Source organism: Bacillus songklensis (assembly GCF_042649685.1).
In the GTDB taxonomy this organism is placed as follows: Bacteria; Bacillota; Bacilli; order Bacillales; family Bacillaceae_H; genus Bacillus_BA; species Bacillus_BA songklensis.
Genome location: NZ_JBHRZT010000068.1, coordinates 46,968 through 59,913, shown reverse-complemented (window position 1 = coordinate 59,913; position 12,946 = coordinate 46,968). Strand labels below are relative to the sequence as shown.

Annotated in this window: 11 protein-coding genes and 1 pseudogene; 7 read left to right on the top strand and 5 right to left on the bottom strand. The window is 36.9% G+C overall.

What is annotated here, in order from left to right; genetic code table 11:
• Positions 1-257: 257 nt before the first annotated feature.
• From ACFOU2_RS16795 to ACFOU2_RS16785, 3 genes are all read left to right on the top strand, one after another.
• Positions 258-464 carry a hypothetical protein gene (locus ACFOU2_RS16795; protein ID WP_377917507.1) on the top strand — a complete coding sequence of 69 codons (207 nt, stop codon included), beginning with the start codon at positions 258-260 and terminating at the stop codon, positions 462-464.
• 100 nt (positions 465-564) lie between these two features.
• Entirely contained in the window at positions 565-2,679 is a 2,115-nt protein-coding gene (locus ACFOU2_RS16790; RefSeq protein WP_377917112.1) for an amylo-alpha-1,6-glucosidase, read from the top strand.
• Between the two features lie 210 nt (positions 2,680-2,889).
• On the top strand, positions 2,890-4,113 hold the full coding sequence (locus tag ACFOU2_RS16785; protein WP_377917110.1) for an MFS transporter: 1,224 nt from the start codon (positions 2,890-2,892) through the stop codon (positions 4,111-4,113).
• A 140-nt stretch (positions 4,114-4,253) separates the two neighbouring features.
• Here ACFOU2_RS16785 and ACFOU2_RS16780 read toward each other — a convergent pair whose 3' ends face one another.
• The gene (locus ACFOU2_RS16780; RefSeq protein WP_377917108.1) at positions 4,254-4,628 is read right to left on the bottom strand and encodes a hypothetical protein; all 375 of its coding nucleotides are present in this window, start codon (positions 4,626-4,628) and stop codon (positions 4,254-4,256) included.
• A gap of 508 nt (positions 4,629-5,136) precedes the next feature.
• Here ACFOU2_RS16780 and ACFOU2_RS16775 point away from each other — a divergent pair.
• Entirely contained in the window at positions 5,137-5,481 is a 345-nt protein-coding gene (locus ACFOU2_RS16775; RefSeq protein ID WP_377917106.1) for a hypothetical protein, read from the top strand.
• A 253-nt stretch (positions 5,482-5,734) separates the two neighbouring features.
• Here the strand turns inward: ACFOU2_RS16775 and ACFOU2_RS16770 are convergent, their stop codons facing one another.
• Positions 5,735-6,259: a DnaD domain protein gene (locus ACFOU2_RS16770; protein WP_377917104.1), complete on the bottom strand. Its 525-nt coding sequence runs from the start codon at positions 6,257-6,259 to the stop codon at positions 5,735-5,737.
• 945 nt (positions 6,260-7,204) lie between these two features.
• Here ACFOU2_RS16770 and ACFOU2_RS16765 point away from each other — a divergent pair.
• Both ACFOU2_RS16765 and ACFOU2_RS16760 read left to right on the top strand, forming a co-directional pair.
• Positions 7,205-7,819, top strand: a complete 615-nt coding sequence (locus tag ACFOU2_RS16765) for a MerR family transcriptional regulator (RefSeq protein WP_377917102.1) — start codon at positions 7,205-7,207, stop codon at positions 7,817-7,819.
• A 414-nt stretch (positions 7,820-8,233) separates the two neighbouring features.
• The gene (locus ACFOU2_RS16760) at positions 8,234-8,353 is read left to right on the top strand and encodes a zinc ribbon domain-containing protein (protein ID WP_377917485.1); all 120 of its coding nucleotides are present in this window, start codon (positions 8,234-8,236) and stop codon (positions 8,351-8,353) included.
• 338 nt (positions 8,354-8,691) lie between these two features.
• Here ACFOU2_RS16760 and ACFOU2_RS16755 read toward each other — a convergent pair whose 3' ends face one another.
• The 3 genes and pseudogenes from ACFOU2_RS16755 to ACFOU2_RS16745 form a co-directional block, all read right to left on the bottom strand.
• A complete protein-coding gene (locus tag ACFOU2_RS16755) occupies positions 8,692-10,086 on the bottom strand; it encodes a glycosyltransferase family 4 protein (protein ID WP_377917100.1) in 1,395 nt (464 codons plus the stop codon).
• A 426-nt stretch (positions 10,087-10,512) separates the two neighbouring features.
• Positions 10,513-10,609, bottom strand: a pseudogene (locus ACFOU2_RS16750) (nitroreductase family protein); the annotation flags it as partial.
• Positions 10,610-10,628: 19 nt separating this feature from the next.
• Complete coding sequence (locus tag ACFOU2_RS16745; RefSeq protein ID WP_377917098.1) at positions 10,629-11,027, bottom strand: DoxX family protein; 399 nt, start codon at positions 11,025-11,027, stop codon at positions 10,629-10,631.
• A gap of 596 nt (positions 11,028-11,623) precedes the next feature.
• On the opposite strand from ACFOU2_RS16745, the gene ACFOU2_RS16740 reads away from it, so the two are divergent.
• Positions 11,624-12,871 (top strand): coiled-coil domain-containing protein, encoded by a 1,248-nt coding sequence (locus ACFOU2_RS16740; RefSeq protein ID WP_377917096.1) that lies wholly within the window; start codon positions 11,624-11,626, stop codon positions 12,869-12,871.
• Positions 12,872-12,946: the final 75 nt, after the last annotated feature.

The following is a 12,946-nucleotide window of genomic DNA, read 5'->3' as shown; positions in this document are numbered from 1 at the left end:
TAGAAACTATTATATTAGGTCCACCGTGGATTTAAGTTGAATTTTTCCAATGATAAACTATTCAATTTTTAGAAAAATAATAAATTTATCAATAATTGTTGAATTTTATTTCTGAAAGCGTTACAATGCATTATAAGTTATCCGAAACGTTTTGGGTGAGTTTGACTTAACAATGATTAAAGACATTGCAAAAATTGCTGGTGTCTCAGCAACAACTGTATCCCGTGCATCAAAGGGCTGCAATAAGTTGGGTAGTAATGTACCAAACAATGTTTCGGTTGTTGGGTACGATAATATTACACTCGCTTCTTATTTCTTCACCAAGTCTGACAACGGTTGGACAAGAAGTATATGAAATTGGAAATGAAGCAGCAGATGTATTAATTGAAATGTTAGAGGGTAAATCAACCAACATGCAACGCTATTTAAAAACAAATTTAAATTGTTCGACAAACAACCGCTAAAAACCACACATAAGTGGTTTTAACTACTAACCTAATCCGAAACGTTTTGGGTTAAGTTTTTGAAATTCCGAAATATTTCGGATAATGAGGAGGACATCAAGTGGAATACCGTGTAATCAAAGAAAATGATTTATTTTTATTAACCGATGAAAGCGGAAACATAATAGAGAATCATCAGTATGGAATGGGACTTTATACAAAGGATACACGTTTTTTAAACAAGTTTAATTTGAAAATCAACGGAGAAAACCCCATTCTTCTATCTTCTAATGCAGATGAAAATTATATGGCGACTATTTTACTGACTAATCCTCACATGGAGCAAGAGGAAGAACTGATTTTATGGAGAGAATCTGTTGAGATTGAAAGAAAACGTTTTATCAATAAAGGTGTTTTATATGAAGCTATTAAATTAAAAAATTATTTTCCAAAGCCAATCAAGTTTTCAATAACGGTAGAAATGGATGCCGATTTTAAGGATATGTTTATTGTCCGTGATTTTCAAAATGGGAACGTTGGAACACGTACAGGACAAGTAGTCAGCGAAGATCATTTGACGTTTACATACAAAGGTGTGGACGATATTCACCGGGCAACCCATGTGTCATGGAATAAAGAAGCAGCTTCAGTAACTGAGGCGGGCGAAGTTACATTTGATTTTGCACTTGAACATGGGCAAGAAGAAAAAGTTGTATTAACCGTCCAACCTCAAATTGGAGAGATACAGAAAGAAAATGTGTTGCCGGTTGATGAAGCACTTAAACAGTTAAAAGCATCATATACTCAGTGGGACCAACGTTCAACGAAAGTAAAAACGGATCACTCTATGTTACAGCGATTAATTTCTCGGGGGCTTAACGACATACGTGTATTACTAACGGATGTTGGTTATGGACAATTTCCAGTAGCAGGTTTACCTTGGTATGCTGTGCCGTTTGGTCGTGATAGTTTAATTACAGCATTGCAAATGCTTCCATTCAATCCGGAAGTAGCAAAGGGCACGTTACAAACAATGGCTGCCTATCAGGGGCAAGCCAATAATCCGTGGCGTGATGAACAGCCAGGGAAGATCATGCATGAAATTCGTTACGGTGAATTAGCTAATACTAATCAAATTCCATTTACACCATACTACGGCACGGTTGATGCAACCCCTCTTTTCTTAATCTTATTAACCGAATATGTGAAATGGACAGGGAACTTTGAGCTAGTGAAGGAATTACAGCCTAATATTGATGCAGCATTTAAATGGATTAACGAATATGGTGACCGAGACGGCGATTTATTTGTAGAGTATCATCAAGAGTCAAGCAAGGGTATTGCCAATCAGGGCTGGAAAGACTCAGCTGATTCCGTCGTTCATCGAAACGGTGAATATGCTAAGACGCCAATTGCTCTTGCCGAAGTGCAAGGCTATGTGTATCAAGCAAAAATGGGAATAGCTTCATTATATGAAGCCATGAACAAAGTTGAAGAGGCAAAATTGTTAAGAAACGAAGCAAATTTATTAAAAAAACAATTTGATGAAAAGTTTTGGATGGAAGATGTTTCTTTCTATGCGATAGCTTTAGATGAAAATAAAGAACAGGTAGGAACGATTACATCCAATCCGGGTCATGTATTGTTTGCGGAGATGCTAGATAATGAAAAAGCAGAGAAAGTAGCAGACATGCTGTTGTCGGATAAAATGTATTCTGGTTATGGTATTCGTACGATGGGTGAAGGAGAAGCCGGATATAACCCAATAAGTTACCATGATGGAAGCATATGGCCTCATGATAACAGCCTCATCTTATTAGGATTAAGTAAAGTTGGTAAACAAGCTGAGGCAAATAAAATTATGACGGGGTTAATGAACGCTGCTGAACATTTTGAGTATGATCGTTTGCCAGAATTATTCTGCGGGTATTCAAGCAAAATTGAAAAACCGGTCAAATATCCAGTTGCATGTTCACCGCAAGCGTGGGCAGCTGCAACACCATTAACGTTTATACAAGCCCTATTAGGACTGTTTCCTAATAGCGGGTCTAAAGAAATTCACTTAAATCCTCATTTGTTAGAGGATATGAATGAGTTGCAAGTACAGCAAATTGCCATTGGCGAGGGACTGCTGTCTATTACTGTTAAAAAGGAACAAAAAAACATCATGGTTTACGTGGATGAAAACACTACAGGTTATACAATCAAGACAGACTGTCATGTCATTGAACGTTGATATTATTTAATGACTATTTTATCGAGCAGCATAGGACTGCTCGATAAAATACCTTTCAATGAAAGCGCTTAAAAAAGACTTTACAATACTATATGTTAAAGGTGTTTCAGAGGCTGGCTGTTTTTGCTTAAGAGAAATTTAATAAAATTTTAAAATCACAACAACGAAAAAGTAAGGGAAGTAACATCTTGAACGTAGGGAGTTATCAAAATGAAGAAGAATTCAAATTATTGGTCATTAAGTGGTTTTGTCTTTTTCTATTTTTTTGCTTTAATATCAACAATGTCTTTATTTTCAATTTGGTTGGGACAAACGTTAAAGTTAAGCGGAGCCGAAGTTGGTATTGTTTTTTCCATTAATTCGATTGCTACCCTTTGCTTTCAACCATTATATGGATTTATTTCTGATAAAATTGGATTAAGAAAACATCTATTATGGGGCATTACCATTTTACTTATGTTTATAGGTCCATTTTTTGTTTATGTTTACAGTCCTTTATTGCAATACAATATATTTGTAGGTGCAATTGTAGGCGGTATATATCTGGGCGCAACACTTTTAGCGGGGTTAGCAGCAATTGAATCATATGCTGAAAGAACGGGCAAGAAATATAATTTTGAATACGGTCGAGTAAGAATGTGGGGTTCATTAGGGGCTGCAGCTGCCGCCTTATTTTCTGGAAAACTATTTAATATTAATCCATATATTAATTTTTGGATAACATCAGCATGTAGTGTCTTATTAATCTTTTTTCTTCTATTAATGAAAGTAACGGTTTCAGAAGAAGAACAAAAGAAAACGGATTCATTAAAGCTAAGGGATGGATTAGTTTTATTAAAGAATAAAAACTTCTGGTTATTTATGTTATATGTACTAGGAGTAGCATGCATTTACTCAGTGTATGATCAACAATTTCCTGTTTATTATGCATCTTTATTTCCTACAAGAGAACTAGGCAATCAAATGTTTGGTTACTTAAATTCTATTCAGATTTTCTTAGAGGCAGGGATGATGTTTATTGCCCCTCTAATTGTAAATAAGATAGGTTCTAAGAAAGCATTGGTACTAGCAGGTGTGCTTATGGCTATTAGAATAACGGGGTCTGGACTGGCAGTAGAGCCGATAGGTATTTCAGCAATGAAAATGTTGCATTCTATTGAATTACCTATCATGTTAGTAGCCATTTTAAAGTTTATCGCTTCAAATTTTGATGCAAGATTCTCTGCTACCATGTATATCGTAGGGTATTATTTTGTCTCTCAGGTAGGGCAAGCCATTTTATCTCCATTACTTGGCCATTGGTACGATACAATTGGTTTTTCTAAAACCTACCTAATATTAGGTGTTAGTGTATTCTTGTTTGTAATCGTTTTCGCACTAGTGCGATCAAAACATCCATTTAAGGAACTAGTTTATACAAAAAAAGCAGGATAAAAAATTAAGCACGAGTTCTTAATAAAGATTAGAATAAAGAACGTCAAATTCATAATAAGAAGAAATACGTCCCCAAAAATGAGCATCTATCTCCTTACAAGAGATAGATGCTTTTTCAAAAAAGGGGAAATAAAAAAAATTTATTGATTCATCGCTATGACCGTTTTTTCGATTTCATTCCAGGAAAGTGACAAATAAGACGGCAACGCAACAAAAAGAGCGAATAAATCATGAAACCATTCTTTATTTTGATTCCTTGTGGCAATTACTTTATTAATGTTTTGAAATTGGACAACTAAGCTATCAGTTAATTTCGGGCGTGCCGGCAAATAGAGCATCATAGGAGTGTAATCCAGTTTCACACCGATTTTCAATACTAAATTCAATGCATCACAATATGGGATAAGTTCCTTTTCTATATACACTGTTGGAAGCTTTTGGCGTAAATGATGTACGACGATATCAACATCAGGAAGAATAGAAACATCAATTGACTTTACCATGTTTTCATACATTACAATATCACCCTTTCCCGTTAAATTATAATCTATAACAACAATGTTTTTCTAATCTGATGAGGGAAGAGATTCAATTTTTTCCTTACAAGCTGTGCCGCAAACGCAGCGTATTGGGTTCTGGAATATGATGGTGGTTATGCTTGGTTAAACCCCTCTATACTACATATAACTACAATATGAAAATTAGATGTATATGAATCCACATAAATCATGTAACATGGACAAAAGCGGTCCATGCTACATGATTTACGCATAAGGCTTCGCCCATTTCCCTTACGGGCCCTTGCCGAAGCCTTATACGAGAACCTTTTGAGTCTATTCAGGATGCAAGAACAGACGAACATAAATAAGATAAAAATCGATAGATGATGGTAAAAACTTAAATTGGATTTATATAAATAAAGAAGGGAAGCAATCTTTTTTAAGAATGTTAATGTGATGTAAACGTTTCCATTTTTAGGCTGTTTGCGGTAAAATATGGTTATCAAAAAGGAGTGATGATGTGATGAACAAGAATCAATTATTTTTAGAAGAGTTAAAGTATGTGGTTGAAAATGGATTTATCCTTAACGAATATCTAGTAGAACAGTTACAGAAAAAACTCGGTAGGAGTTCATCTTTGATTATTGAAATTTATCAAATTTTTGTTGAAAATCGTCACATCTTACCGTTTATCGATGATATAGAAACAATCGTTTATGATTATATCATTTGCCGAGAAATGACCCGAGCGAAAACTTTCTATGGTGCCACCATGTTCGCAGCAGATATGTTCGAGACGACACAAACGTATATTAAATGCAAAGTGGATCAATATAGACAATCATCATATTTAAAAATAAGTGCTTAAAAGGGACTCTTAAACCATTCTTTCCTAAAAAAGCCGCCCTGTCTCCAGGATGGCTTTTGGGTGTTGGTTCGTTGGATTAGCAAGTATGATTTACCTTTCCAATGATCAACGAAAATATTGAATGTAAACGAATAGCTAAATTCAATACAAGTACCAGATTTGTATGAAAAGATTATAAAAGAAACAGAGGAACTTGGGTTTCAACAAGGTGATGACGAAAGGATTATTTTTTATCTCGAGGATGGTGTTGACTTCATCTTTCATGTGTTTTGTATGCTTCGTTAAGTAAATACATAATTGTCTGATCGTGAGTTTCAAAGCCGAAATGCTCTGCTAGCTTTTGAAGCTGCGTAATGGACGAATACGATAAATACAAATCTACCCACTTGCCTTTCGACATGTCAGCAGTTTTCCAGCGCTGGACTTGACGATGCTCCTCTCTCGCAACAGTCATCGCATGTTTAACACGTTTGATCCTTTTTCGATTCCAATGCGCTGCCAACCGTTCCATATAAGGTTTAGGCAATCCCATGTCCGTTGTTACCGAGACATAATCAATTAACACGTTAGTGACGCCCGGTGTTAGTTTGTACTTGCGCATAAGATGCTCGATCATACCAATATCGCTTTCAGCCGGCTCAACTCCGGAGCTTAGTTGGATTAGTAGCTGAAACGGTGAAATAGTCTCGAACTGTTTGGCCATCTTATCGACTTCTTTGTCCGGCTCTATATTCGAAAAATCCCTTAATTCAACAGGCTGCACTGTGTCGATTAACATTAACAATAACCTCCCTCGAATGGATCGTATATATTGTTTCTATTCGTTTCAAAAGCAAAGATAAATAGTATCTTGAGAACTTGACATAATGGTCATTATCTGCAGTTAGAAGTCTTATTAATGGTTTGAGATATCTAAACATATCCAATTAAAATTTGGTATCTTAGTGTCTGTAGAAATAGATCATGTATATTGATGTTCATTTTTTCTCACTCCTTCAGACTGCTCTTTATTATTATTCGAAAGGAACCTTTTGTTTAAGGGTTAAGAAGGAGTTATTCCTTTAAAAATGAACATAATGTCATAGGGTGTTGGTTCTTTAGGGCTATCCTATCACTCTAGTTATCACGACGAATATTCTAAATTGCATTTCAGAAATGATGATAAAGACTAGGCTTTAAAATATGCCCCGGAAAAACAGTGTTTAAGGTTTTGGCATTTGCCGAGTTTTTCTATTTGCAATGAAAAACTCCTCTGAAGTAAATTCGCAATACAAACGTCATGATTATGGAGTTTTTTTAGGTTGCTGTAAATGTTGTAACATTCTTATCCAAAATGTAAGAATCTTAATAGAATTAGCATAAATGTTACCTATTCTTTTAATGAAACCCCAATTCTCTATGCTAAGATAATGCCATGCCAGTTTTTTAAGAGGTATTTTTTTTATGGAAAAGCATCTGATGATTCAAAACGGGCGGTGAATGAAGCACTAACCAGTCAAAATCATACAAATGATGCTCTTTATTTCTAGAATCCATGAATCGCAAACAGTGATTGGCTGAAAACACGACAAGCAACAGCCGTTATTGGCAACCATGTATTCGCCGAATAAATACTGACAATTAGGTTCTGGAGCAAAAACTACTCGCTGGAAACATAGAGTGTCAGTTTCCTCTAAATGGATGCTGATAAATGCTAACGGTGTTCCCTGAGGGAGGTAACAGGGTGGAGACGATTGAAAAGGCTTATACAACAAAAGAAGTGAGCACGACGTTAGGAATTGGAGACTCGACGTTAAGAAAATGGTGTTTGTCCCTTGAAAAGAATGAGTACCCTTTCACCAGGAATGACCAAAATCAGCGATTATTCCTTGAGAAGGACTTAGTGGTCTTGAAGCTTTTCCAAACGATGGTTCAGACGAATAATTTTTCGGTGGAGAACGCCGGGATGGTGATTGCATCCAAGTTTAAAGAGAGTGCGTTCTCGAACGGGACGGGTGGCGTTCCTGCCCGAAGAGAAGAGGAACAGGGTGAAAAAGGGAGTTCTAATGAGGTCATTCAGAAGCCTTTGGACATCATTCAATATCAGGAAGCATACATACAGGAGCAGAGGGAATTCAACCAGGTGTTATTGGAGTCTATGCGGGAACAGAGGGAGTTCAACCAAGCGTTACTGGAACGGTTAGAAAAGCAGGAAACATATATGCAAGAAGGGCTACATACACGTGACGGAGAACTCACGCAGTCAATCAGGGAACTTCAGCAGCAACTCAAACAATTGGAAATACAAACGCAGGAAAAGAGAAAGCAGCGCAAAGGACTATTCAAATGGTTTAGGTAAGCAGAGACATAGCAAAAGCTATGTCTTTTTCTTTTGAAAATTCGAGATGAAAAAGATCTCCTTCTCTTAAAAATGAGTACCCATTTAAAAAAAGGTGGAGTACCTAAAGGATACCCAATCTATTCTTTCTCGTTATTTTGTATTACAAATTGTCCTTTTATATTTGTATAATCTATGCAAATCTAGTTAGTACAATGAGCATTATCAGGGGTAAAAGTTCGGATTAATTGAATCGGAACTTTTTAATGCACTAAAATATTTGCATTTCTAAGAAGAAAGCTCTTGTTACCTTTCCTCTTTTTCATTTGAAAATTTTTAATTTATTTCCATAAAATGACATCATTCTAAGGTATAATTTTTTCATAAAGCAATCGTTTGGATGGAGTCTCGATGAGGAAAAAGAAGAAACCTTGAATCAGCTTATCTGAAAGACGATTCAAATGCGATCGTTGCGGTGCAGAGCTAGACAGAGACTTTAACGCAAGTCTGAATCTGAAATATGCAGAAGAATATACCATGATCACCACACGATAAGGTATAGATGTACGGTGGGCTACATCTTATCAAAAAGACAGTTTCGTTAGAGTACTCTAAAAAAGACGAGGGAAATGGTATCATCAAACTAAATAGTCAGACTACCGTATCTGCTTGAATTGACTTACAAGGATTGATGTGGATTTATATAACAAAGGGGGAATATGCTATCAGCTTTGCCGGTTTTTCAGATTCATATACGTTTATGATGAAAAGGTTATAGTACTATAGTACGTTGATAAGGTTCTGGTGCAAAAAGATCCAATTAATTGTACTTGTCTTGAAGTTTTTGCACCAGAATCCAGATTTAGCAGGCATCGAAAAGAGAAACTGTTTGTTCAAATCATTGGAACGATAATGCCCTCTTCAACGGCATGCTCAATATCCTGTTGTGTAAAGCTTGCTTCTATTAATTCTTCCGCCGAGAATGGCTTGTCCATTCGGCTCGCCAAAAAATTGTGCAGCTTATTTTTTTCGAAATACTTGTAGTAGTAATCATGATAAATGCCCTTTTCAGATATATAGCACCAAGGCGCAAGCTTATACTGACTTGTCTGTTGTTCTTCGGATTTGCTTAAATCCCCTTTATAACGGGCCCGAGATGTAATGAGCTGTTCATACCCGGATAGGTTGGCTTCATAGTTATACGTCTTATCTAAGAAGCTGTGTACTTTTTCAAGATTAACAGGCTCCTCAAGAAGCGAAAGCACCGCTTGCACTGCAGCGTCTATATCATCATAATCTACTTTTGCTACATGATAACCCTCTGGCACGATTGTACGCTGTGCTCCTACATTAGATACAACAGCAGGTGTTCCGCATGCGATGGATTCAATTTGTACATAACCGAATGCTTCAATGAAGTTGCCGATACAAAGTGTAACGTCTGCAATGGAGTAAATCTCTGGCATTTCATGGCCAGGCAGCCATGGATAATAGGTGATGGACTCATGGATGCCGTATTTTTCTGCAGTTTCCTGCAATTTATGGTAGAAGGTCTCTGTTTCCTTTGATACGTTGACGTCAAAGTGCTTCGGCATTAAAAGTTTAATCGGCTTTTTTACACGTGATTTTAACCGTTTTACTACTTCAAATGTGTTCATAATGCCTTTACTTATATCCGGACGATGAGGGAAAAGAACAACGATATGGTCCTTTGCGATGGCGAGACGCTCCCGCCAATCACTTTCAACCGGCTTATACACGCTTAAGTCAATGCCGTTTTTCACAACGGTTAAAATTTCATCTATACCAGGCAACACGCGGCCCACAGTATATTTAATGGACTCGTACATATAATGACAGGAGACGATAAAGCGGTCGCGGTTTGTATGAAAGGCAGAAATCATCGCCTCAGGATATACAAAGTTCTTTAGGGAAGCGACAGTGGGAATTCCAGCGTGTAAGTACCCATAATCCATTTGTGCATCGTGTATGTAAAAAACATCGTGCTTTTTGGCATACTTACAGATGATTTCATATGAATGGGCTAAGTGAAACGGATATGTGTCGTAGGGAATCGGGAACGTTTCTTTAAAACGTAAAATCGGCAGCACCCGCACACCCGTACAAAGCTCAAACAACTCCGTGTTATCACTCCGTTTATTCGTCAGCACTGTGACTTCATGCCCTTGTTTTGCAAGATAAAAAAGAAGCTCACGCAAGTGTCGCTGTGAACCGCCCATCGATACGTCCTTCATAATTGTTGCCATTGAAAACACAAGAATTTTCATAGGGATTTTTCTCTCCTATTCCATTGATTTAAAAGTAACTTCGGTTTTTCAGAAGCCATCACAATCGCTTCTCTATGCTCTCTTAGATTTCTTTCCTACCGATTTCCTAATAAGATTTTAGCATATTCATAGTAAAATAGATCTCTCATTAAAGTCATAAAACTGGTTTTCCGACTTTCAATTTTGTAAATTGAAGCAGGACCAATGCGAAGTACCCGTTTATATAATCCTGATTAGAGGAACTAAACGTGCTAAAGAGCCCTTGAGTGACAAGGGTTCTTAAGGGAAGATATGAACACTGGTACGCTGGGAGTTGTTAGATTTGCAGGGAGGAAGTCTTAGTGGGTTCTGGTGCGAAAATAAATTGACATGGATGTTCTTTATCCATGTCAATTTATTTATGTGGATTCATATAGAGGGTGTTCATTATTTAAATACCTTAATGCGTGCTTCTAGCGGTTGGAATTCTTTCTCGCCCGGTGCGGCAGTTGGCTTACTAAATGGCACGGGCAATTAGTTTCCAGTATTTTTTATTTGCTTAATTAAAATAAAAGGGTATCAAGTGCGTACTGACCGGGGCCGATCAAAGCAACGCCGATCGCTACTACAAGTAGCGTCAGATTGTATTCATACCCGTTTTGTGTGGACCAGTACCCATTTGGACGGTGAACTTTCACAATAGCTACTACCATTGTAAGAGCGATTAAAATGCCTGCGAGAGGAGTAAAAAGTCCTAATGCGAATAAAGCTCCGCCTGCAAATTCTGCCAATCCGGCTAAAAGAGCCATCGTGACTCCCGGCTTTATCCCGATTGATTCAAACCATCCGCCGGTTCCTTTTAATCCGTAGCCGCCGAACCAGCCAAACAATTTTTGAGCTCCATGCCCCACAAATGACAATCCGATTACTAAACGTATTAATAATAAACCTATACTCATCATGTGTTTTTTCCTCCTTTGAATAAAGTAGTTATCTATAATTAAAGTATTTTTAAATCGAGATATTATTCCGAAAAATTGATTCCTTTTTAAATGCTGTTGTATCTTTTTTGATGGTTTCCGGCTGCAAACAATGCATTTACCACTTTTGATGTGAAAGAAAAATCTTATTGAGCAAATAAATTTTTCAGGATTGAAAGCGCATAAAAACCAAAAGGATGGAAGAAATAATTGCTGGTTCATTTGGAACATATCCAGAATTTAGTTAGAAGTTATTTTATCTCGAATTAAATTATCTTTAATATGAGATAATTATAAAATGATCATTTTTGTTTTGTCAATAGTTATTTTTCCTTTTTTGTCAGGTGTGTTGAAATATAAAAGATATAAAATTGAAATGAAATTGTAATATATTTAGTTCTTTTTCGACAGAATCTAATGGTATAATTTTTTTTGGTGCAAAATATCTGTCTCTATTTTCCTATTTTGCCAGAAATAAATTTAGTATGTTTATTCTGGATCAAATTTTAATATATCTATAGATTCTATAAAGATAGCTCCAGGGTTTGAACGGAAGCGAAAATTGGGGGATTTAAGTTTTGAAAAGAAACTTGGTGATACTTAATACGACAATCATGCTTGGTGTTGGAAGTATCTTTGCTATTCCGACTGTAAATGCAGAGTCTATTAATGACATGCAAATCAAAAAAGAAAAAATTCAACAACAGCGGGCAGAAGTCCAATCGGGCATACAACGTACTAATGAAGAAATCAATCGCCTTCAGGATGAACAAGCAAAATTTTTAGAGCAAATTAAGCGCCTTAGTTTAGCAATCAATGAAAATAGTAACAAAGTTCAAGAAACCCAAAATCAAATCGACCAAAAGACAGCTGAAATCAAAGAATTAGAAAGTGAAATCGCTGTATTAAAAGAAAAGTTTGAAAAACGCTTTGAATTGCTAAAAGAACGAGCGCGTTCCTTCCAGGAAAGCGGCGGTAACGTTAGCTATTTAGAAGTGCTGCTTGGCTCTTCAAGCTTTGGAGATTTTATCGACCGGGCGGTTGCGGTGACCAGGATTGCAGAAGCCGACCAGGGGATATTAAAACAAACGAAAGAAGATCAAAAGAATTTAGAAGACAAGCAGGCTTCTATTGAGAAAAAATTAGCCGATTTAAAAAGCCTGAAAACTGAGCTTGACGGCATGATGGCTCAATTAACAGAACAAAAAACGCAAAAAGACGCCTTAGTAGCCCAGTTAAAGGTGAAAGAAGAAGAAAATGCTAACTTAAAGGCTGACTTACAAGCAAAAGATGGGACTCTTTCTTTACAAGAGTCTGCCGTTCAAAAAGATATAGAACGGGAACTAAAACGCAATGCAGAATTAGAAGCAGCAAAAAGGCATGCGGCTGAGAAAGCGCCGAAATTAACCGAATTTGTTGGTCCTATTAGCGGGAACAGAGGTGATGTGGTGACCGTAGGAAACAAATGGATCGGCAATTCAGCCTATGTTTTCGGTGGAGGAAGAAATCAGTATGATATCGCAAACGGGCTTTTTGATTGTTCCAGTTTTGTGCATTGGGCATTTTCACAAGTGGGAATTAATTTAGGTCCATTAGGTTCTGTAAGCACAGAAAGCTTAAAGCATCTAGGGAAGCAAGTACCCGTCAATCAAATGCAACCGGGTGATCTCGTTTTCTTTGACACTTATAAAAAAGATGGACATGTCGGTATTTATGTAGGAAACGGCAAATTCATAGGATCGCAAAGTTCAACCGGTGTCGCCATTGCCGATATGTCTCGAGGCTACTGGAAGCAAAAATTTAACGGTCGTGTAAAACGGATTTAAAGAAGGAACTACATTCATCGAACAAGAAAAATATAGTCTTTTCAGGAGGATAGAGCTGACTCAAAAGTCCTCTCC

What these genes read in the sequence shown, in the direction of transcription:
- ACFOU2_RS16795 (WP_377917507.1), top strand. Translation starts at nt 258, where the DNA reads ATGTACCAAACAATGTTTCGGTTGTTGGGTACGATAATATTACACTCG.
- ACFOU2_RS16785 (WP_377917110.1), top strand. Translation starts at nt 2,890, where the DNA reads ATGAAGAAGAATTCAAATTATTGGTCATTAAGTGGTTTTGTCTTTTTC.
- ACFOU2_RS16780 (WP_377917108.1), bottom strand. Translation starts at nt 4,628, where the DNA reads ATGTATGAAAACATGGTAAAGTCAATTGATGTTTCTATTCTTCCTGAT.
- ACFOU2_RS16775 (WP_377917106.1), top strand. Translation starts at nt 5,137, where the DNA reads ATGAACAAGAATCAATTATTTTTAGAAGAGTTAAAGTATGTGGTTGAA.
- ACFOU2_RS16770 (WP_377917104.1), bottom strand. Translation starts at nt 6,259, where the DNA reads ATGTTAATCGACACAGTGCAGCCTGTTGAATTAAGGGATTTTTCGAAT.
- ACFOU2_RS16755 (WP_377917100.1), bottom strand. Translation starts at nt 10,086, where the DNA reads ATGAAAATTCTTGTGTTTTCAATGGCAACAATTATGAAGGACGTATCG.
- ACFOU2_RS16745 (WP_377917098.1), bottom strand. Translation starts at nt 11,027, where the DNA reads ATGATGAGTATAGGTTTATTATTAATACGTTTAGTAATCGGATTGTCA.